Annotated in this window: 15 protein-coding genes; 11 read left to right on the top strand and 4 right to left on the bottom strand. The window is 49.5% G+C overall.

What is annotated here, in order from left to right; all coding sequences use genetic code 11:
* Window positions 1-133: 133 nt before the first annotated feature.
* Both ABD892_RS20495 and ABD892_RS20490 read right to left on the bottom strand, forming a co-directional pair.
* Entirely contained in the window at window positions 134-1,666 is a 1,533-nt protein-coding gene (locus ABD892_RS20495) for a YifB family Mg chelatase-like AAA ATPase (RefSeq protein WP_345197968.1), read from the bottom strand.
* A gap of 148 nt (window positions 1,667-1,814) precedes the next feature.
* Window positions 1,815-2,105, bottom strand: coding sequence for an accessory factor UbiK family protein (locus ABD892_RS20490; RefSeq protein WP_345197967.1), 291 nt, complete (start codon window positions 2,103-2,105; stop codon window positions 1,815-1,817).
* A 380-nt stretch (window positions 2,106-2,485) separates the two neighbouring features.
* On the opposite strand from ABD892_RS20490, the gene ABD892_RS20485 reads away from it, so the two are divergent.
* Window positions 2,486-3,568 carry an alanine/ornithine racemase family PLP-dependent enzyme gene (locus ABD892_RS20485; RefSeq protein ID WP_345197965.1) on the top strand — a complete coding sequence of 361 codons (1,083 nt, stop codon included), beginning with the start codon at window positions 2,486-2,488 and terminating at the stop codon, window positions 3,566-3,568.
* Between the two features lie 61 nt (window positions 3,569-3,629).
* Here ABD892_RS20485 and ABD892_RS20480 read toward each other — a convergent pair whose 3' ends face one another.
* Window positions 3,630-4,622 carry a stealth family protein gene (locus ABD892_RS20480; protein ID WP_345197964.1) on the bottom strand — a complete coding sequence of 331 codons (993 nt, stop codon included), beginning with the start codon at window positions 4,620-4,622 and terminating at the stop codon, window positions 3,630-3,632.
* A 429-nt stretch (window positions 4,623-5,051) separates the two neighbouring features.
* On the opposite strand from ABD892_RS20480, the gene glnK reads away from it, so the two are divergent.
* The 10 genes from glnK to ABD892_RS20430 all read left to right on the top strand — a co-directional run bounded on the left by glnK (window position 5,052) and on the right by ABD892_RS20430 (window position 20,960).
* Window positions 5,052-5,390, top strand: a complete 339-nt coding sequence (gene glnK / locus ABD892_RS20475; RefSeq protein ID WP_211829967.1) for a P-II family nitrogen regulator — start codon at window positions 5,052-5,054, stop codon at window positions 5,388-5,390.
* 65 nt (window positions 5,391-5,455) lie between these two features.
* Window positions 5,456-6,727 carry an ammonium transporter gene (locus ABD892_RS20470; protein ID WP_345197963.1) on the top strand — a complete coding sequence of 424 codons (1,272 nt, stop codon included), beginning with the start codon at window positions 5,456-5,458 and terminating at the stop codon, window positions 6,725-6,727.
* A gap of 177 nt (window positions 6,728-6,904) precedes the next feature.
* Window positions 6,905-7,540, top strand: a complete 636-nt coding sequence (locus ABD892_RS20465) for a TnsA endonuclease N-terminal domain-containing protein (protein ID WP_345197962.1) — start codon at window positions 6,905-6,907, stop codon at window positions 7,538-7,540.
* Window positions 7,537-9,537 carry a Mu transposase C-terminal domain-containing protein gene (locus tag ABD892_RS20460; protein ID WP_345197961.1) on the top strand — a complete coding sequence of 667 codons (2,001 nt, stop codon included), beginning with the start codon at window positions 7,537-7,539 and terminating at the stop codon, window positions 9,535-9,537. Before ABD892_RS20465 ends, ABD892_RS20460 begins: the two co-directional genes overlap by 4 nt.
* Window positions 9,530-10,606, top strand: a complete 1,077-nt coding sequence (locus ABD892_RS20455) for a TniB family NTP-binding protein (RefSeq protein ID WP_345197960.1) — start codon at window positions 9,530-9,532, stop codon at window positions 10,604-10,606. The genes ABD892_RS20460 and ABD892_RS20455 overlap by 8 nt, the downstream gene beginning before the upstream one ends.
* 169 nt (window positions 10,607-10,775) lie before the next feature.
* On the top strand, window positions 10,776-12,902 hold the full coding sequence (locus tag ABD892_RS20450) for a class I SAM-dependent DNA methyltransferase (RefSeq protein WP_345197959.1): 2,127 nt from the start codon (window positions 10,776-10,778) through the stop codon (window positions 12,900-12,902).
* Entirely contained in the window at window positions 12,899-14,113 is a 1,215-nt protein-coding gene (locus ABD892_RS20445) for a restriction endonuclease subunit S (RefSeq protein ID WP_345197957.1), read from the top strand. Before ABD892_RS20450 ends, ABD892_RS20445 begins: the two co-directional genes overlap by 4 nt.
* Window positions 14,114-14,215: 102 nt before the next feature.
* Window positions 14,216-16,315: a RecQ family ATP-dependent DNA helicase gene (locus ABD892_RS20440; RefSeq protein ID WP_345197956.1), complete on the top strand. Its 2,100-nt coding sequence runs from the start codon at window positions 14,216-14,218 to the stop codon at window positions 16,313-16,315.
* A complete protein-coding gene (locus tag ABD892_RS20435; protein WP_345197955.1) occupies window positions 16,315-17,685 on the top strand; it encodes a DNA-processing protein DprA in 1,371 nt (456 codons plus the stop codon). The genes ABD892_RS20440 and ABD892_RS20435 overlap by 1 nt, the downstream gene beginning before the upstream one ends.
* 17 nt (window positions 17,686-17,702) lie before the next feature.
* Entirely contained in the window at window positions 17,703-20,960 is a 3,258-nt protein-coding gene (locus ABD892_RS20430; RefSeq protein ID WP_345197954.1) for a type I restriction endonuclease subunit R, read from the top strand.
* Between the two features lie 170 nt (window positions 20,961-21,130).
* On the opposite strand, the gene ABD892_RS20425 is transcribed toward ABD892_RS20430, so the two are convergent.
* A complete protein-coding gene (locus ABD892_RS20425) occupies window positions 21,131-21,346 on the bottom strand; it encodes a helix-turn-helix domain-containing protein (RefSeq protein ID WP_345197953.1) in 216 nt (71 codons plus the stop codon).
* Between the last annotated feature and the right edge of the window lie 252 nt (window positions 21,347-21,598).

The raw sequence follows: 21,598 nt of genomic DNA, 5'->3' as shown, positions 1-21,598 counted from the left end.
ACCAGATCCGGAAAAACCACTCCCTCTATAGTTTTTGAAACGCAAAGAGAGTGAAAAGTTCCCGATTAAACACTCAAAAACTCAAAAAAATACAATATCCTCATAATCAATATGTATTCATGACTCATTAAGGTTATAAGAATCCGTTATCTGTATCACTAACAGCCCTGTCCAACTTCCTGAATGCAATAGCTTCGGCAATATGTGATAGATCAATGGCATCCGTATCTGACAGATCAGCAATAGTCCTTGCCACCCTTATAATCCTGTGCACTGCCCTGGCAGATAGCCCAAAACGTTCCACAATCTTCATTAACCGCAGTTTTTCCACCTTCCCCAATCGTGCATGATGATCAAGCTCCTGGGGCATCAAATAGCTATTCAATTGACCTTGGCGGCACTGTTGACGATGCCGGGCGTTAAAAACCCGCTTTGAGACATGTTCTGATGTTTCTTCCCTGACTGACCTATCCAGCAATTCTGTGGCCTCTAACCGTGAGACCTCCAGATGCATATCAATCCGGTCCAGTAAGGGGCCCGACAGCTTTCGGCGATAGCGCTGAACCTGCTCAGGCCGGCAGACACAGGGATGGTTTTTGTCGCCAAGATAACCACAGGGGCAGGGATTCATCGCGGCCAATAACTGAAACCGGGCCGGAAACAGCGTTTGACGGGCTGATCGGGAAATACAGATTTCCCCGGACTCCAGGGGCTGGCGCAGCATTTCCAGCACCCGACGCTCAAATTCAGGCAGTTCGTCCAGAAAAAGCACGCCGTGATGTGCCAGCGTAATCTCTCCGGGCCTGGGACATGAACCACCACCCACCAGAGCCACCCCTGATGCCGAATGATGAGGAGCTCGGAACGGACGCTGGCGGGAATACGGCCGGGAGCCATAACCTGCCACGGAATATATGGCGCTGACTTCAATGGCTTCCTGTTCTGTCAGTGGCGGCAAAATACCGGGCATACAGCTGGCCATCAGGGTTTTCCCGGTTCCTGGAGGGCCAAACATCAGCAATCCATGCCCACCCGCCGCGGCGATTTCCAAAGCCCGGCGCGCCTGAGGTTGCCCGCGTAACTCGGCCAAATCTCGGCAATCCGGCAGCGGTTGCTCACCAGGCGGGCAAGCTTCGGCGGCCATGGGCAATCGCTGTGAATCCGTAAAATGCCCTGTCACCGCCAGCAGGGAATCGGCAACAAAGACCTCAGCCGCCTGATAAAGCACCACCTCATCCGCATTCGCCCTCGGGACAATCAATTTCCGGCCCGCTTTATGGCAGGCGATGACCGCAGGCAGAACGGCACTGACAAAACGTAACTCCCCGGATAGCGCCAGCTCCCCAAGACATTCAAACTGGTCAAGATGATTGGCTGGTATTTGACCGGAGGCCGCAAGGATGCCCAGTGCAATAGGCAGATCAAACCGACCGCCTTCCTTCGGTAAATCCGCCGGCGCCAGGTTGATCGTGATCCGACGGGCCGGAAATTCAAAGCCCGCGTTAATGATGGCGCTGCGTACCCTGTCCTTGCTCTCACGTACCGCCGTTTCGGGTAGACCAACAATATTGAGGCTGGGCAAACCATTGGATAAATGCACCTCCACCGTTACCGGGGGCGCATCAATACCGTGACGTCCACGGGTGTGAATGATCGCAAGCGACATCCGTTATCCTGTTTTTTCTGTTGGATTGGGTCTGGCAGGCCTTCACCCTGAAGACCAGAGAGGCTGGAAGTATTGAACAGGATCAGGGAATTGCAATGTCAAAGGCGGGAGTGAGGAGAAAAGCCCAGGCTTTTCTCCGGAATAGGACTCAGGAATCGGATTCTGCAGGAAGCGCGGGGACATCTTTGGCAGACGATACGGATTTCTCCAGTTCCACCACCCGGTCTTCCAGTGCCTCCAGCATCTGCCGTGTCCGCTGCAATACCGCTACCTGGGCGTCAAACTCATCGCGAGTCAGCAGTTCCATGCGGGAAAAAGCACTGTGAAGAATCGCCTTGATATTCTTTTCCAGGTCATCCCGGACCGGTCCTTTTTCTCCGGCCAGCAGGGTGTTCAGCTTACCGGCAATGGAAGTCACAAATGCGGCCTTGTCGATCATCTTGCAGATACACCCTCTATTTCACACGGGATAGCGTGGATTATGGGGATTGTCTTGACCCCGTGAACAGTAAAATTCCGAATAATCGCAAAAGAATATCCCCACATCCCAATGCGCTCAGGCAGCCATCTCACTCAGCCACCGCATCATTCTTAAGGAAAGGGAATGTATCGTCTGACGTATTCCTGCGCAAGCAGGGCTGGTGCATTTTCATTGCAGCACTTTATGTGCTCGGTGCAAGGCCAAGGCATATCAACCGATATTTTTTGAACATTCCGGTTCAAGACTGATCTTAGGCAATAACGACGCTCTTTTTATTGTGAAGAATGCCTATCGTACCTCCCATCGTCGGATCATTAACGTTGCAATAAGGTTCTTTGATGTACGCTTACCCATGCCTCACGGTCAACCTCGATAGCATTCGGAACAACATCCACGCGATGGTAGAGCTCTGCCATCGTCATGGCGTAGAGCCCGCCGGTGTCACTAAACTGGCCTGCGCCAATCCCGAGATAGCGCAGGCCATGGTTGAGGGGGGTATCACGCTGTTGGCGGATTCACGTCTCATCAACCTGCAACGTCTTGAAGGCTTACCGGTCAAAAAGATGCTTCTGCGACTCCCGGCATTGAGCGAGGTAGAGGCGGTAGTCCGGTTTGCCCAGGTTTCCCTGAACTCCGAAGAAAACACGCTAAGGGCTCTGTCCAAAGCCGCCTGTCAGCTCGGCATCACCCATGGCGTGATTGTGATGCATGATCTTGGCGATTTACGTGAAGGCTGCTTCTTTGAAGAAGAGACGCTGCATCTGGCCCGAACAGTGACGGAATTGCCCGGACTGCAACTCGAAGGGATTGGTGCCAACCTGGCCTGTTATGGCGGTGTAGAACCCACCACCGACAACCAGACAGAACTGACTGCGATTGCCAGCCGCATTGAGCAAGCACTGGATGTTCAGATCAATGTCATCAGCGGTGCCAGCTCCGCCGGTCTGTTCCTGATGCTGCGGGGCGGCCTGCCAAAAGCGGTGAACCAGTTGCGGCTAGGCGCCTCCTTGCTGATGGGCATCGGCCTCAATGATGATCCGATACCCGGCACCTGTCAGTCGGCCTTTTCGCTGCAGTGTGAAATCATTGAGGTCAAACTGAAACCCTCGGTACCAGCCGAGTCTACCGCGCTGGATGCGTTCGGGAACAAGCCTGTTTTTGTAGACCGGGGCATTCGTCGACGGGCCATCTGCGCCATCGGCAAGCAGGATATTGATATCAACCAGATTACGCCCCATGATTCTGGCATCCTGGTGATTGGCGGCAGCAGTGACCACCTGATTCTTGATATCACCGATGCCAGCCAAACCTACAGTGTCGGCGATATTATCGAATTTGATATTTCCTACAGCGGCGTTCTGCAGTGCATGACATCGGAGTATGTGGCCAAACGCTGCATTTCAGCCGACAACCAAAGCTGATCATCAATCGTGCGGGCAACATACCCGCACGATTTTCTCCTGCGCCAATCCTCGAACACCGTCAATCACGCTCAAAATCGGACTTCTCCGGAAAACGTGCAACCAGAAACGCCTGCATCTGCTGCTGGTAAGGTGCATATTCCGCCTCGGGCATATCATCCGAAATATCGTTGATGCACAGACACAGGGCATCATGACGACCTTCCAACAGTGCGGCGTACTGTTCAGCTGCATCCGGTACACAGTTTTCCATGTAACAATTCCGGTTTTGCCGATACTGCGCCCGCCCGAGATGATGCAGCCATCGGAAGAACAGGTCATCAATGATGGGCGCATCCGCCCGACGGAAACGTCCCCGCATGGCATCATGGAATAGCGCTGGAAATTGCTTTTCCAACTGCACCATCCGGGAGCGCTGCATCGCCTTGGGGGCATGTTCCGGCATCGGGAAGGCATCTGTCACACCGAATTCCCTCTGCATGAAGGCACGGCTGAAAACAACGCCGTTCTGATCTGAATGGCTGTTTTCCGACAGCTGGTTTGCGTCGTCAAGACGCTTGTCATTGACATAAAAAAGACTGCTCTCCCCCTCATAAAAGTCCTGTTCCTGAACCGGGCGAAGAAAAAAGAAATCATCATTCAGATAAAGGTAACGTTCCCGAAGCCCATGAATGTGATGCAGTCGCGCAATGATGGCCGTTGATGAAAAGGTCGGCAGGTAATCCGAAGGAATGATTTCCCGATGATCGACCACCCGGATACGTGGGTGTTCCGTATTCAACCATGCCGGCGTCTGCCCCGCCGTTACGATATAAATCGTGCCCTCATATGGCCAGTAGGCAGCCACAGAGCGCAATGAGTAACGCAATTCTTCATTATCCTGCCAGCGGCAGTTACGGTTCCCGATGAAATAACCCGCCTCATGGGCATAGCGTTCTTTTTCAGCCTGCCAGGCCAGGTCTGCGCCATCGACCCACGTATACACCAGATCCATTGCCGTATTGGACTGCACCACCATAGTGACCTGCTCCTCCCCTTGCCATTTCAATGACACGTTCTTTGCACCAGAAAGGTGCACCATGATAGTGCACACCACACTAGTTTCGCCCCAGAGCCTGCATCTGACAGTGCACGATTGATGCACATGATGTGGAAAACACCCTGCCTGTCTATCACAAAACCCCGGAAAAACCGGCATTTCGTCACAGTATTCAATAACTGGCACGATGACTGCAATTAAGCCAGCAACCGCCCCGGACTGTGAGCCAACACGGGGCACACCAATTCACGACAGCGAGGAGCACCATGACAAGAACAAAAACTGCATTCTGTCGTCAACCCAGTCACCGGCATCCGGTTTCCACCGTCTGTCCGGCCATGATCCAGCGCGACAAGTACTTATAACCCCAAACCGAAAAGCGTAGACTTGTCCGGGTTCAGCCCCCCGGACACGCAAAGAATGAGAAGCTCAGGAGAAAATGCCATGAAACTGGTCTCAGCAGTCATCAAGCCCTTCAAGCTCGACGATGTACGTGAAGCTCTTTCCGAGATCGGCGTACAGGGTATCACCGTCACGGAAGTCAAAGGCTTCGGTCGCCAGAAGGGCCATACCGAACTCTACCGTGGTGCGGAATATGTCGTGGACTTCCTTCCCAAGGTCAAAATCGAAGTGGCCATCGGTGACGACATGCTTGATCAGGTTATCGAAGCCATCAGCAAGACCGCCAACACCGGCAAGATCGGCGACGGCAAGATCTTCGTCACCGCGCTGGAACAGGCGATCCGTATCCGTACCGGCGAGACCGGCACCGACGCTATCTAATTAACGCTAAACAGCATGCCGGCATCCCGGTGCCCGGCTCGCTAACGTAAACTGGGGGGTTTACTGTGGAAAACAATCTCTTTCACCTGCAATACGCCATAGACACGTTCTACTTCCTGGTCTGTGGCGCACTGGTCATGTGGATGGCCGCCGGTTTCTCCATGCTGGAAGCCGGTCTGGTCCGTTCCAAGAACACCACGGAAATTCTGACCAAGAACATCGCCCTGTTCGCCATTGCCTGCATCATGTACCTGATCTGCGGTTACCAGATCATGTACGGCGGCGGTTACCTGCTTGACGGCATTCTGGTCGGTGACGATCACGTGGCCAGCACGCTGAGCGATTTCGCCGGCCGTGAAGACGGCTTCGAAGGTGGTTCCATCTACTCCGGCGCGTCTGACTTCTTCTTCCAGGTCGTGTTCGTGGCAACAGCCATGTCCATCGTCTCCGGTGCTGTCGCCGAGCGGATGAAGCTGTGGAGCTTCCTGATCTTCGCCGTATTCCTGACAGGTTTCATCTACCCGATGGAAGGTGCCTGGACCTGGGGCGGCAGCGACGTCTTCGGTCTCTACAACCTGGGTGACCTCGGTTTCTCTGACTTCGCCGGTTCCGGTATCGTCCACATGGCTGGTGCAGCTGCAGCCCTTGCTGGTGTTCTCCTGCTGGGTGCCCGTAAAGGCAAGTACGGTGCGAATGGTGAGATCAACGCCATCCCCGGTGCCAACCTGCCGCTGGCAACCCTCGGTACCTTCATCCTGTGGATGGGCTGGTTCGGCTTCAACGGTGGTTCTGTCCTGAAGCTGGGTGATATCGCCAACGCCAACGCGGTTGCCATGGTCTTCGTTAACACTAATGCTGCTGCCGCTGGCGGTGTTGTCTCTGCGCTGATCACTGCTCGCCTGCTGTTCGGCAAGGCTGACCTGACCATGTCCCTGAACGGTGCGCTGGCCGGTCTGGTGGCGATCACTGCCGAGCCTTCTACCCCGACCCCGGTTCAGGCCAGCCTGATCGGTGCCATCGGTGGTGTGCTGGTTGTCCTCTCCATCCTGGCGCTGGATAAGCTGAAGATCGATGATCCGGTCGGTGCCATCTCTGTCCACGGTACGGTTGGTCTGTTCGGCCTGCTGGTTGTACCTGCCACCAACAGCGGCGCTACCCTGCTCGGTCAGCTGGCCGGTGCCGCCACCATCTTCGGTTGGGTGTTCGTTACCAGCCTGATCGTCTGGGGCGTGCTGAAGGTTGTCACCGGCATCCGCGTCAGCGAAGAGGAAGAGTACGAAGGTGTGGATCTGGCGGAGTGTGGTATGGAAGCCTACCCGGAATTCACTTCCAAGTAAGACTGCAATACTCAATAAAAAAGAGCGCCTGGTGCGCTTGTCGGATGAAGCATAAGTTAACAATATGAGGCATAAGCTGACAATACTTGAAGCATAAACAGACAATAATCTGAAGCATAACTTGACAACACGCACCTCTGGTCTAATTTTCCAACCGTTAGCCAGAGGTGTAGTTGTATGAAACGGCGAAAAATTGGTAAGTCCCGCAGCAAAAGGATCTATGGTTTTAATAGCACCAAGTCCGAACAGCATTTCCGAGTAGAATCATCGCTTGAGTTCGATGCCTGTTACCACCTTGAATTTCACGCCAACATCTCTTTATTTCAAGCCCAACCATTAGGGTATGAGTATAAGTCTTTCGGTAAGACGGCTAAATATACGCCGGATTTCAAGGCAATCGATAGTCATTCTGGTCAGGAGAGCAGACTTGAAGTCAAATCTGACAAAGAAGCTGAAAGTCGTAAATTTCAGGAAATCTTTGAACACAAAAAAGCCGCAGCTGAAGAGCTGAATACCCCCTTGGATCTTCTCACCGAATCAGAGATCAGGAAAGAACCTTTATTAGGCAATCTCAAAATACTGTACAAATATCGAACAAAATCACCTATGGATCATCGACATTTTGACATAATTGATCTCATCGGCGCACAAGGCCCTATACAAATTAAGGTTTTACCTCAAATGATCGGCCTTGAGAAAAAGCACTGTTATCCTCTTATTTATGATCTACTGGCAAGAGGGGTTCTGATCCCGACATCACCATTAGAAGAAACAGCCTTAAATAGCCTCTCATTTGTGAGGGTACAATCATGAGTCGGCTGATTGAGGGTACAAAAGTAAGATATCAGGCACTCGACGGCGCTCAACATGAATATGTTATATCCAAGAAAGATGATAGTGGTGACTTGATCCTTGAAAGCCTTCTGGTTGAAGGAAGATCTACCAGGTTTTCACTGCAGGATCTTCAAACAGCATTAACAAAAGGTAGGCTGGAATTTATCAGCTCATCAGGTGATGAAGAGAAGAAACTGGCTAATGACCTGATGATATTTTCTGAGGACGAACGTAAGGAAACGCTGAGAAAATTTCGTTATATCACTGGATTAATTGATCGGGGAATTCCACATTGGAGCCCTCGCCACATTGAAGATTTATTGCCTGTAATAGCTACTGAGTTGGGAGATATGAAACCTCCGAGCTGGAGAACCATTTGTCGTTGGCATAATGACTACGTAAAAGCCGGTTACTCTATTAGAGGGCTGTACTCAAGCACGTTCAAAAAAGGGAATCGCAAATGTCGCCTTAAAGAAGAGGTTGAACAGTGTATAAAAATAGCACTTGATTACTATACCAGTGAGTTGCGACCTTCTAAAAAAGATGCTTATGACAGGCTGGAAAACGAACTTGAAACCATTAATGGTTTGAGACGAAATAATAAATTAGAAACATTGCCTGTACCCAGTTACCGAACGTTCTTAACTCGTATAGATAGACTAACACCTTACGATAAAACAATGGGTAGGCACGGTAAGCATAAGGCAAACATTAAATTTAAGGCTATTGCTGAAGGGATAAAAACTTCACGGGTCATGGAACGCGTCTGTGTAGACCATACGAAACTGGATCTTTTTGTGGTTGATTCCGAAACCCTTATGCCCCTTGGACGGCCTTGGTTGACTCTGGCTTTAGATGAGTACTCACGTTCGATTGTGGGTTTTCATATATCGTTCAGAGATCCGGATTTTATCGTACTCATTAAGTTACTAAGGAACATTATCCAGGAAAAAAATTCCATCAATGAAAAATACCCGTTTATAGAAAATAACTGGCCCTGTTATGGTGTGCCAGAGCTGTTCATTTTTGATAACGGTAAAGAATTCTGGAGTAGTGATCTGGAAGTAGCACTGGCTGAATTAAATATTCAACATGTCTTTAACCCTGTCCAACACCCGTGGTTTAAAGGCAGAATCGAGAGGAAATTCGGCACTATCAATACTGAACTTTTATCACAGATGCAAGGTAAAACATTCTCTTCACTGGCTGAGCGAAATGACTACGCCCCTAAAAAGCATGCAGTAATCCGGTTTAATACCTTTATTGAGATATTTCATAAATGGGTGATTGATGAATACCAGATATCTCCTACAACTGAAAAGGGTATCATCCCTAATGTGCATTGGAACGCATCCGTCGATGAATTTCCCCCCAGGCTTGAAGAGCCTGACAGGCTGAATATTGTTTTAGGAAGAACCAAAGAAAGCAAACTGAGACGAGGCGGTATTTATTATAAAAAACTGCGTTATGATTCTGAAGAGTTAGCCAGTTACAGGGCTAAAGTGGGTGATACTCAAGCATGCTATAAGGTTGACCCTGACAATTTGAGTTCAATCTATGTATTTAACCAAATTGAACGCCAATACATTAAAGTCCCGGCTGTTGATCAGACTTACACACATGGACTGAATGAACTTCAGCACGATATTCACCGAAGAAACGCAAAAGACATAACCGAGGGCAACTATAACCATCAGGATATTGTAAGAGCACGCCTGGAAACTCAGCGAAGACTTCAGGAAGAATTTAGTGCCTGGACGGATAATCCGAAAAAAACGGCAATTAGTGCCAGCTCCGCAGCCGCAAAATATTGTGATGTTGGTCAGGATGCCAACTCCAGTTTGGCGGAAGGTCTATCCCAAACCTATCTGCCTACTGAACAGCCCGATTCTCCAGCTGTCAAAACTACTGAACTTGCCTTAGAGGATGATGAACTCGATACATCTGGATGGAGGAGTAATGTTCCCAATGCATAATATGGCATTCAGGCACGATTCAATCACGGAAGAACAACAGGCAAAAATCCGGCAGGTAAGAGAGTGTTATATTAGTTCGCCTAATCTTGATCGGATTCTTGCAGATATTCATCGCTGCCGTGTAATTTCTCAATGCGGTGGAAAACCTGAATGTATGCTGGTTCTGGGGGAGCCTGGTGCTGGCAAGACCACTTTACGGGAGCAGTACCTGCGACTAAACCCCAGACAAGAGCAGGCCGAACGAACGTTAATCTCCGTTTTTTCCACTGAATTCCCGGATAAAACCGTTCCTCGTCAGGCCGCGATCTGTTTTCTGGAAGACCTTGGGCATGACCTTTCACCTAAAGGTATTTCAGCTCCCCAGCTGACCAAGATGCTGGCCAGATTAATGCAGGAATGCGGTGTAGAGATCAGTCTCTTGGACGAATTTCAGCATCTGATTGAAACAAAATCCTACGAGGTGCTAGAAGACGCGGCCAAGTGGCTCAAAGTAGTAATCAATACCGCCGGTATTCCGGTGGTTTTGTTTGGTATGCCCTATAGCCGTATCATTCTGGAGCATGACGATCAGTTGGCTGGACGTTTTATGATTCAGCGCACGATTGAACCCTTCCGGATAATCAGCAAAGAAGACCGCCAAAACTTCAGAACCTTTCTAAAGGTATTCGATGAAAGCCTGCCGTTCACCAAAACGCCGGAACTGCACGGGCTTGAGATGTATCCCCGGCTATTTGCCTTTTCAAAGGGAAACATGCGGAGACTGAGAAACCTGATTAACTTTTCCGCTGAAGAAGCGATTTTGAACCAGGATGGCGAACTGACTGTTGAGCATTTCTCCGCAGGCTATCGTTTTTACATGCAGAATATAGGAAAAAAAGACCAGATTGACTCTAACGAAAAGCTTCAGGATCAACCCAACCCATTTGATGTACCAATTAACGAGCTAGAGTTCCGGCAAATGGAATTAGCATCCTGTTGGAATATGACTGCCGAGAAGGGTAAATCACGTATCACGCCTGCCAAATACACTCGCCTCATACCCTTGAGGCAAATATTGAAGAGGAGATAACCACCTCTCTTGCTGCTCAAGTTTGGCTCACCTGATTGCTTTTTGATGTTAGCAAAAACCTTCAGATCACTTGGGCATAGAGGCTCAGCCTTTTACACCGTAAAATGATGCCAAACAGATTCGGGCTTACCCTAAAACGGCCTGACCACAGACATTGAGTGCGGTAATTATGTCCCAACTTCAAAACATCGAAGCCATAGAAAAGCGACTATGGGAAGCTGCTGACACCCTGCGTAGCAGCTCGGAGCTGGCCAGCAACGAGTATTTTATGCCCGTAATGGGGCTGGTGTTTTTACGCCATGCTTATAGTCGTTACCTGACAGCCAAGGAAGAGATTACCGCTAACCTGCCCAGCCGTGGCGGTAAGACCCGCGCGTTGACCAAAGAGGATTTTTCCCAGAAGGGTGCCATCTTCCTGAAGCCGGAGGCCCAGTTTGATTACCTGATCTCCCTTAGTGATGCCGATGACAGGGCTGAAGCTGTTATCGAAGCGATGGAGAGCATTGAGGAGAATTACAGTACTCTCAAAGATCAGCTACCCAAGCTGGAGTACCGTAGCCTTCCTAATGATGTTCTGGGTACGCTACTACGAAAGCTTAACCCTGAAGAGCTGAAGAGTGCCAGCGGTGATATCTTCGGACGTATCTATGAATATTTCCTGACCGCATTTGCCGATCAAGGTGCACACGACAGCGGTGAGTTCTTTACTCCTGTTTCACTGGTTCAGTTGATCGTGAACATACTGGAACCTGACCATGGCAAGGTATTTGACCCAGCCTGCGGCTCCGGTGGCATGTTTGTGCAGAGCGCACATTTTATGGAGCGCAACAAGCACAATCCCAACGAACTAACTTTCTATGGTCATGAGAAGAACCGGGTCACAACCCGTCTGGCCAAAATGAACCTGGCGGTGCATGGCCTTGAAGGTAATGTGCAAGGCGGTGATGGTGCAATTACCTACTACAAGGATCCCCACGAAGGTCTGTGGGGCTCGGTGGATTACGTGATGGCCAATCCTCCCTTCAACGTGGATGAAGTGGATGAGAGCAAAATCAAACACGATCGTCGACTACCCTTTGGTCTGCCGGGGGTCAATAAAAACAAAAAGATCAGCAATGCTAACTATCTGTGGATTCAGTACTTTTACAGCTACCTGAACGAAAAGGGCAAAGCGGGCTTTGTTATGTCTTCCCAAGCGTCCAGTGCCGGGCGGGACGAAGCCACAGTGCGTGAGGCTCTGGTGAAAACCGGTCATGTGGAAGCAATGATTGATGTGCGGGGCAACTTCTTCTACACCCGTCCTGTTCCCTGTCAGCTCTGGTTCTTGAATAAAGCCAAGCCGGAAGGGATGGAAGACAAGGTGCTGATGGTCGATGCCCGTAATGTTTACCGACAGGTGACCCGCACAATATACGACTTTAGCCCGGAACAGCAAAAAAACCTGACCGCTATCTTTTGGCTCTACCATGGCGAGACGGAGCGTTTTGTCGGTCTACTGAAAGAGTATGTCGACCAATCTCTCGCCGAAGCGGGTGAAGAGAAAACCTTTGCCACCCTGCCGGCTTTCCTGAATGATCTGAAAGCCCTGCATAATGCGATAAGCCCGTTCCTGGACACCCTTAATGAGCAGGATCCACAGGCTGAGCTCTACGAAGAGTTTATAAACGAAGAGAAGCAGCTTTATACCGACTGGGATAACTTCGAAAAGCTCACCACAACCCTGTCCAAAAAGTGGGCTGAAGGTAACTACACCACCGCCCAGAGAATTGCCCAATTCTGTGAAGGGGATGAGTCCCTCCAGACCCTGACCGAGCGTAGCCGTGATCTGCTCAAGATGGTGGATATGGTCTACAAGCTGGCCACCCGCCTGATTGAAATGTGCGAGAAAGAGCTGGGTGCGAGAAAGCATGAGTTGTGGGATACCAGCCTGATTAGTGGCACCCGTAAAACCAGCCTGAAAAAAACAGCGGATAACTCCCGCAAACAGGCGGTCGAGCAGCTCAAGCTAATCCGCTACTTCTATAAAGAGGCACACTGGCTGCTGGCACGGTTCCCGGAAGGCAAGCTGCGGGATGTGGAAGGTCTGGTCAAGCTGGTTGATATTGCTGAGATCGAGGCTGCCGACTGGAGCCTGACACCGGGCCGTTATGTGGGCGTGGCGCCTGAAGAGGTGGATGAGGATTTTGATTTTGAGGAAGCCCTCAAGAATATCCATGTTGAACTGAACGGCTTGAATCAGGAAGCAGCTGAATTGGCGGTTCGGATTGCTCGCAACTTTGAGGAGTTGGGGGTATGAGTTGGGATAAGGTAACTTTTGAAACACTGTACGCCATTCCCTCAAAGAACGGCTTGACTCGTCCTGCAAGGGTACGGGGAAGCGGTTACAAAATGATTAACATGGGAGAACTCTTTGCCAACGATAAGATTGGTGACATCAACATGGAACTGGTTCCAATGAATGATAAGGAACTTCAGTCCATGTTAGTTGAAGAAGGAGATTTGCTTTTTGCGAGACAATCACTTGTGTTATCTGGTGCAGGGAAATGCTCACTTGTAAAAAGTGCCAAGGAACCAACGACATTTGAGTCACATATCATACGAGTGCGCCTACGCAAAGACTTTGCCGACCCGAGCTTTTATTATTACTACTTTAAGTCCCCTTACTCTGGTATCAAAAGCATAGTCACACAAGGTGTGCAGGCAGGTATCCGTGGAAATGACCTAAAAAATCTCCCAATCCATGTTCCACCGCTAAGTCAGCAAAAGGCGATTGCTGCCCTGTTGACTAACTACGACGACCTCATAGAAAACAACCGCCGCCGCATCCAGCTCTTGGAAGAATCCGCCCGGGTTCTTTACCTAGAGTGGTTTGTCCATCTGCGCTTTCCTGGCCATGAGCATGTGGAGAAGGTTGAAGGGGTGCCGGAGGGATGGAAACCGACATTTCTTCCTGACGTGGTTGATGTTAATCCTAAGGAGAGCATACCCAAGGATCATGAAGCCTGGTATGTCCCCATGGCTTCCCTGTCTGAGACAAGCATGACCGCTGATCCAAAATACTTTGAACGAAGAACCAAGCATACTACGGTCAAATTCCGCCGAAATGACACTCTTCTGGCGAGGATCACGCCATGTCTGGAAAATGGTAAAACAGGGTTCGCATATTTCCTTAAAGAAGATGAGGTAGCCTGTGGCTCTACTGAGTTCATAGTATTACGTGGGAATAAAGTCAGTGCCGAATTTACCTACTTTCTTGCCCGATCGTATCCATTAAGGGAAACCGCCATTAACAGCATGACTGGCTCTTCTGGTCGTCAACGGGTACAGGTTTCATGCCTTAACGAGTATCGGGTTCCATTGCCACCATCTCATCTTTTGAATGAATTTGATAAGGTGGTTCGGGATAATTTCGTACAAATTCGCTTGCTTATGGAACAAAACACAAGGCTCGAACAAGCCCGTGACCTCCTCCTCCCCCGCCTGATGAATGGAGAGATAGCCGTCTGAAAAATTTGATGTAAGTCGATTCCCGTGCCAGCGGCAATGGGTGCATAATTGCGGGTCCTTACTTGGATTAGCCAGTTTCTCTTCCCCAATCAAGGAGACGCAATGGATCGACAGAAGGCACGGGAGCTGCTCAAAACCGCTCTTGATAACCCTCACGCTGATTTCCGGGATGGCCAGTGGGAGGCCATTGATGCTTTGGTCAACCGCCAGCAGAAGCTGTTGGTCGTGCAAAGAACGGGATGGGGCAAGAGCTCAGTTTACTTTATCAGTACCCGTATATTTCGGGATCGAGGTAAGGGTGTCACCATTATTATATCCCCACTACTGGCCCTGATGCGGAATCAGGTGGAATCAGCACGACGCCTGGGGCTTGAAGCTGTTACCCTGAATTCCACCAACCAGAATCAGTGGGACAATATCGAGCGCCGAATTCTGAATAATGAGATTGACTGCCTGCTGATCTCGCCGGAACGGCTCGCTAATGAAGATTTTGTCACCAACCTCCTGAACCCTATATCCAACAACATTGGCCTGATGGTGGTTGATGAAGCCCATTGCATCTCCGATTGGGGCCATGATTTCCGCCCTGACTATCGCCGGATTATCAATATTCTCCGTCGCATGCCTGCCAATACAGCAGTTCTGGGCACTACTGCCACAGCCAACAATCGGGTTATTCAGGATGTTCAGTCCCAGCTTGGTAATATTTTTGTTCAGCGTGGCCCGCTGATCCGTGAAGGCCTCAGCCTGCAAACCCTCGAACTTCCCGATCAGGCCGCACGGCTAGCATGGCTGGCTCAGACCATCCCAACCCTCAGTCACACCGGCATTGTCTATGTGTTGACTAAGCGTGATGCTGAACAGGTGACTTCCTGGTTGGTCAAAAATGATATCAACGCCAAAGCCTACTACAGCGATGCCAAAGACGAGACTTTCCCGGACTCCAATACTTACCGGGAACACCTTGAAGATCTGTTGCTGAACAACAGACTCAAGGTACTAGTAGCAACAACAGCGCTGGGGATGGGATATGACAAACCGGACCTTGGCTTTGTTATCCATTACCAGGCCCCTGGCTCCATAGTTGCTTATTACCAGCAGGTGGGGCGTGCAGGCCGTGGTATTACAGATTCTATAGGCGTATTGCTCAGTGGCCGGGAAGACCGGGATATCCATGAGTTTTTCCGTGAATCCGCCTTCCCATCGGAAACGGATGTGATGAAGGTTCTCAGAGCTTTAGAAAACAGTGACGGGCTCAACACAAGGCAGCTTGAAGAGTGCGCCAACATCCGCTTTGGGCAGATTGAAAAAGTACTGAAAATGCTGAGCGTTGAGAACCCTGCTCCCATTATCAAAATGGGCAGTCAGTGGCGACGCACTGCTGTTCCTTTCCAAATGGATCACGAACGTATTAATCATCTGATCCACCAGAGAGAGCAAGAGTGGCAGCAGGTTCAGGATTATCTCAATACTACCGGCTGCCAGATGACTTTCCTCAGAAATGCTCTGGATGACGAGGAAACCAGACCTTGCGGCCTCTGTGAAAACTGCCTCAACTCCCCGACGATTAGTATCGCCATCAATAGTGGACTGGCCCATCAGGCAGCTACGTTCCTAAAGCAGGCTGAAGCGTCTATCAAGCCAAAGATACAGCTTCCTGCAAATGCCTTTGTTCAGTATGGTTTAAGGGGCAACCTACCTAAGCATTTACAGGCCCAGGAAGGCAGGGTTCTGTCCCGGTGGGGAGATGCGGGCTGGGGACACATGGTTGCTGATGATAAGCACAGAGGCCACTTCCGGGATGATCTGGTGACGGCTATGGCAGAGATGATCTCCCAACGCTGGTCAATGGAAGAGCATCCACAGTGCGTTTGCTGCGTTCCCTCCCGCAATAACCCGAAACTGGTTTCCAACTTTGCCCAACGTCTGGCTGCCGCTCTTGGGTTACCTTTCCATGATGTCATTGTGAAGGCCAGAGATAACGAACCTCAGAAGTTGCAGCAGAACCGCTTCCACCAGTGCCGAAATCTGGATGGGGCTTTCTCAATTCCATACAATCTGCACAACGTTGGCCATGTTCTGCTCGTGGATGATGTTGTCGATTCCGGCTGGACATTCACCGTCATAGCAGCCCTGCTACAACAGGCTGGCAGTGGTAAGGTATATCCCGTTGCCCTGGCTTCTACCTCAACTGGTGATTAATGAGTTTTTCTGAAGATACCCAAGCGATTCTGCTGCTGAATACCCGCTTTACCAAACCAGCAAGTGGAGATGCATCACCTCTGACCGTAGCAGAGTGGAAGCGCTTTGCCATCTGGATGAAAGACAAAGGGCTCTCGCCTAGTAAGCTTTTACGAGGCGAGCTCAGTGAACTCCTTAATGGCTGGCAGGATAAAAAAGTCACAGTCGAGCGCATTCAGGAGCTACTCGATCGTGGTAACGCCATGGCGCTGGCGCTGGAAAAATGGGAGAGGGCCGGTATTTGGCTTATCACCCGCACCTCCGCCGACAAGGACTATTACCCCGCTGAACTCAAACGCCATCTTGGCGTTGACTCTCCTGCTCTGTTTTTTGGCGTCGGTAATAAAGATTTGCTGAACCAACCGGGTATTGCTGTTGTTGGTTCACGCAGTGCCACCCATGATGATCTGCAATTTTCTGCTGCCTTTGGTGCTAAATGCGCCGCTGAGGGCTTCTCTGTTATTTCCGGCGGAGCAAAAGGTGTTGATGAAGCCGCCATGCTTGGCGCTTTGGAGGCTGAAGGTACATCTGTAGGTGTTTTAGCTAACGGGCTGCTTCAGGCTGCCACATCCGCAAAGTGGCGTCAGCACCTGATGAATAACAATCTGGCCCTGATTACGCCTTTCTCCCCGGAGGCAAGTTTCTCCAAGTACGATCTTATGGCTCGTAATAAGTATGTTTACTCCATGTCGAAGGCTTCCATAGTCGTACATTCTGGTCAAAAAGGTGGAACTTGGAGCGGCGCGGAAGAGAACCTAAAAAAAGGCTGGGTTCCTCTCTGGGTGAAACCTACCAGCGACCCAAAGGCAGGCAATACTCAGATTGTTGCACAGGGCGGAAAATGGTGCGATGGCATTGTCGAGAAGATCTCCATCGCCAGTTTGGCTGAAGGAGCAGCCAACACTGCACCTGAAACGGGAACTCTTGACTTCATTGATGACAATAACCCAGAGTTGTTTGAGGACAGTGCCAACACTTCGGTTTCCCAGCCTGACACCCTCTCTGATGTTGCTCCTAGCGTTCCACAGACTTCTGTAGAGGCTGTTACTGAATCCCCCACAGTCGAGTCTATACCCACTGAGGAACCAGCTGTACCTGAGCTTTCTAAAACAGCTGAGAGCCCAACGCTCACGTCATACTACCAATGCTTTTTGAAAGATATGGCACATATCAGCCGAGTGATTCCTCAATCTGAAAAAAGCATCGCAGACACACTGGGTTTGCATAAAAGTCAGGTCAAAGAGTGGATTACCAAGGCGCTTACAGAGAATCTTATTGTAAAAACGACCAGACCCACTCGCTACCAGTGGGTAGGTGATAATAAGGAATAAAAATACAGGTTATTTACATGGATAAAAACTCCGAGGACATACTGGTCCAGAAAACCACCGCAGATTACCTGTCCAATGAGTTGCAGTGGGATGAATCCATTTATGCCATGAACGAGAGACTTGGCCCGGAGGGTACTCTTGGGCGCAACTCTGAGCGGGATATGGTTCTGACCCGTTACCTCGGAGAAAAATTGATGGAGCTTAACCCCGGCTTGCCGGAAAAAGCCTATCAAGACGCTTTGAAGATTATTGCCGCTGAAAGCAGTTCAGCCAATATGCAGGCTGCCAATCGTGAGAAGGCAAAACTCCACAAGGATGGCGTGGAAGTGACTTTTCAGGATGATAAAGGTAAACGCATCACGAAACGCCTGATGCTCTTTGATTTTGCTAACCCGGAGAACAACCACTTTCTGGTAGTACGTGAGTTATGGGTACAGGGGGAAGTCTATAGGCGCAGACCGGATATCGTTGGTTTTGTAAACGGTATTCCCTTGGTCCACATAGAGCTGAAAAATGTCGATAAGGACGTTCAGGAAGCCTACGAAAAAAATCTCTTGGATTACAAAGATACTATCCCAAACCTGTTCCACCATAATGGTGTTGTGATTTTGGGGAACGGGCTGGAAGCCAAAATTGGCTCTATCTCCAGCAAGTATGAGCACTTCAATCACTGGAAGCGTCTACATGAAGATGAAGCCGGTATTGTTGATATGGAAACATTGCTCAAAGGCACATGCGGCAAAACCGAGCTACTGGATATTGTCGAAAACTTTATCGTTTTCGATGAAAGTAGCGGAGACCTTGTCAAGATAGTGGCCAGGAACCATCAGTTTCTTGGGGTCAATGAGGCTATACGGGCAGTGCCAGAGCGCAAAGAGCGTGAGGGCAAGCTAGGGGTATTCTGGCATACACAGGGCTCAGGTAAGTCATACTCACTACTGTTTTATGCCCGCAAGATCCACCGAAAGCAGGGCGGTAATTTTACATTCCTGATCCTGACAGACCGGGAAGATCTTGACGACCAGATATACGACACCTTTGTGGGTTGCGGCTTGGCTAACGATGAAAAGGATCCTTGCAGAGCCAAGAGCGGAGTACACTTAAAGACCCTGCTTGGGGAACAAAAACCCTATATATTCACCACAATCCAGAAATTTAATCAGAAGGTAGATCCTGACAACCCTTACTCCCAGCGTGACGACATTATTGTGATCTCTGATGAGGCGCATCGTTCACAGTATGGAGACTTCGCAACCAATATGAGAACAGCCCTCCCTAATGCCAACTTTATCGGCTTTACAGGCACACCGCTGTTCTCGGAGAAAGAAATTACCCAGCGAGTATTTGGTGGATATATCTCGACTTATGACTTCAAGCGCGCCGTTGATGATGGGGCGACAGTGCCTTTCTTCTACGATGCCCGTGGTGATGAACTGGTGTTCAAGGATGATGACGGCAAGAAGCACTCTGTTTCTGCACCCAAGGGCATGAATAAGAAGATCGCCGATAAGCTTGCGGAGCTGGAAATTGATGATATCAACGTCGAGCAACGGCTGGAAAAGGCTTTAAAGCGTGATTATCACATTATCACCGCCAGCAACCGGCTTAAGCAGATCGCCAAGGATTTTGTGAAGCATTACGCTAATGGCTGGGAAACCGGCAAGGCTATGATTGTCTGCCTCGACAAAATCACCTGTGCCCGTATGTATGATCTGATCCAGAAGTACTGGCAGGAGCATATTACCTTTCTGGAATCCGATCTGGTGAATGCGCTGGATGAGCAGGATAAGATCTGGCGACAGCAACAGATTAACTGGATGAAAGAGACACTGATGGCCTTGGTCATCAGTGAGGAGCAGGGCGAAGTCGCCAAGTTCAGGGAGTGGGGTTTTGATATTATTCCCCACCGCAAGCTGATGAAAACGGGCTTCTCACTCACAGAGGGTAAACGACTAAAAATCGAGGATGCATTCAAAAAGAAAGACCATCCGTTCAGAGTCTCGATTGTTTGCGCTATGTGGCTGACTGGGTTTGATGTTCCTACCCTTTCAACCCTCTATCTGGATAAACCCCTGCAGGCACATACCCTGATGCAGGCCATTGCTCGAGCGAACCGTGTTGCAGAAGGTAAAAACAATGGCTTGATCGTTGACTACTGCGGCATTCTGAAAAGCCTCAGAAAAGCTCTGAGCACGTTCGCTGGCAGAGGTGATAAAGGAAGAGGCAATGATAGTGAAGGAGGTGAGCAAGACCCGGCACCACCAAAAGAATGCCTTCTTGATGAGTTGAAAGAAGCCCTTACCATGACCTGTGATTTTCTGGGAAAGCAGGGCTTTATTCTCAACAAACTTTTGGAGGCCGATGGCTTTGAGCGTATCGCAATAATTGCTGAAGCCAAGGAAGCAGTTAATGAAAATGATGAGACACGTAAGCGTTTCAGCATTCTGGCGAGGATAGTTTTGAAGAAGTTCCGAGCCTGTCTCAACATTCCTAAAGCTCTGGATTATCGGGATGAACGGGATGCCATCAACATCATCTACAAGAGTCTTCAAAATGATCAGGAGAAGGTGGATATTGGTCATATCATGCGCCAGCTACACGCAATTGTGGATGATGCTATTGATACCACCGATGTTAGTGATTCTGGCGCAAGAAATGACAAGCCTTTTGATATCAGCAAAATTGACTTTGAACGTTTGCGTAAGGAATTCGAGGCCTCAAATATTCAGCGTACTACAGTACAAAATTTGAAAGTGGCCGTAGAAGATCGTTTAAAAAAGCTACTGTTTAAGAACCCATTACGAACGGATTTTCAGGAACACTACGAGAAACTGGTGAGGGAGTATAACCAAGAAAAAAACCGTGTCGTAATTGAGAAAACCTTTGAGGAGTTACTGAACCTGGTCAAAAGGATCGGCGACGAGGAGGCTCGCGCACTCAGGGAAGGGTTAGATGAGGAGACTCTGGCCCTGTTCGATATTCTCAAGAAGCCAGAACTGAGCAACAGGGAGATCAAGAAGATCAAACAAGTTGCAGCCGAGCTATTGAATAGTCTGAAGGCGGAGCAACTCAAAGTCGCTAACTGGCGGGACAAGGAAGGCACCCGTGATGCCGTTCGCCAGAGAATTTATGACTTCCTTTACGATGACAAAACCGGTTTGCCGGTTGATAACTATGAAGAAGATGATATAGACATGCTGACTGGCGTTGTTTATCAGCATGTATACCGAGCTTACCCTCGGTTGCCATCACCTGTTTATGCTACTGTGCAGTAACAACTATAGTCACTAAGCAGTAGATTACAGCACAGCTGTTCATTTTGTCTTACCCTGTATTTTTCTGGCATGAGGGGTAAGGCAAAAGGTGTATGATCTGATGCAAACAGCAGCAAAATACGTCCGTGACACTGGTATATAGTGGTCAGCTTCGAAAGCGGATGAAGATGTCAGTATTCCCAGTCAAAAAAGTCTCTCAGATTAATGCCCAAAGCTCTGGCCAGCTTGTCCATACTTTCCAAGGTAATATTCTTTTCTCCCCGCTCAATGTCCCCAATATAAGTGCGGTTTAAACCTGCCAGATGAGCCAGCCCCTCTTGGGTCAGGCATTGCTCCTGCCGCAGTTCTCGCAGACGACTTCCAAACGCTTTCTGGACTTTTGCCAAGTTCAATACCCTTCCAAGAAACAAAAAGATACTGATTTGGGTTGCACACTTGACTCTACCGTCTATAGTAGGAGTTTTGTAACTTATCTTAAGGATGTATTTTGATTACAAGTTACAAATATGGCTGCTATTCTCCGACCGAAAAACGTTATAGCAACGCAACCTGAAAGATGCATATTCTGGTTTACTTGAACACCGATTCTGGTCTACTTGAACACCCCCGTCACCTTACGTATTGGCGAGCCTGATTTT

The sequence above is a fragment of the Kistimonas scapharcae genome, from assembly GCF_039540975.1.
Taxonomy (GTDB): Bacteria; Pseudomonadota; Gammaproteobacteria; order Pseudomonadales; family Endozoicomonadaceae; genus Kistimonas; species Kistimonas scapharcae.
Note: the sequence above shows the minus strand (reverse complement) of the source record. Positions and strands in the feature narration are given on the sequence as shown.

What these genes read in the sequence shown, in the direction of transcription:
- ABD892_RS20495 (WP_345197968.1), bottom strand. Translation starts at nt 1,666, where the DNA reads ATGTCGCTTGCGATCATTCACACCCGTGGACGTCACGGTATTGATGCG.
- ABD892_RS20490 (WP_345197967.1), bottom strand. Translation starts at nt 2,105, where the DNA reads ATGATCGACAAGGCCGCATTTGTGACTTCCATTGCCGGTAAGCTGAAC.
- ABD892_RS20485 (WP_345197965.1), top strand. Translation starts at nt 2,486, where the DNA reads ATGTACGCTTACCCATGCCTCACGGTCAACCTCGATAGCATTCGGAAC.
- glnK (WP_211829967.1), top strand. Translation starts at nt 5,052, where the DNA reads ATGAAACTGGTCTCAGCAGTCATCAAGCCCTTCAAGCTCGACGATGTA.
- ABD892_RS20465 (WP_345197962.1), top strand. Translation starts at nt 6,905, where the DNA reads ATGAAACGGCGAAAAATTGGTAAGTCCCGCAGCAAAAGGATCTATGGT.
- ABD892_RS20460 (WP_345197961.1), top strand. Translation starts at nt 7,537, where the DNA reads ATGAGTCGGCTGATTGAGGGTACAAAAGTAAGATATCAGGCACTCGAC.
- ABD892_RS20455 (WP_345197960.1), top strand. Translation starts at nt 9,530, where the DNA reads ATGCATAATATGGCATTCAGGCACGATTCAATCACGGAAGAACAACAG.
- ABD892_RS20450 (WP_345197959.1), top strand. Translation starts at nt 10,776, where the DNA reads ATGTCCCAACTTCAAAACATCGAAGCCATAGAAAAGCGACTATGGGAA.
- ABD892_RS20445 (WP_345197957.1), top strand. Translation starts at nt 12,899, where the DNA reads ATGAGTTGGGATAAGGTAACTTTTGAAACACTGTACGCCATTCCCTCA.
- ABD892_RS20440 (WP_345197956.1), top strand. Translation starts at nt 14,216, where the DNA reads ATGGATCGACAGAAGGCACGGGAGCTGCTCAAAACCGCTCTTGATAAC.
- ABD892_RS20435 (WP_345197955.1), top strand. Translation starts at nt 16,315, where the DNA reads ATGAGTTTTTCTGAAGATACCCAAGCGATTCTGCTGCTGAATACCCGC.
- ABD892_RS20430 (WP_345197954.1), top strand. Translation starts at nt 17,703, where the DNA reads ATGGATAAAAACTCCGAGGACATACTGGTCCAGAAAACCACCGCAGAT.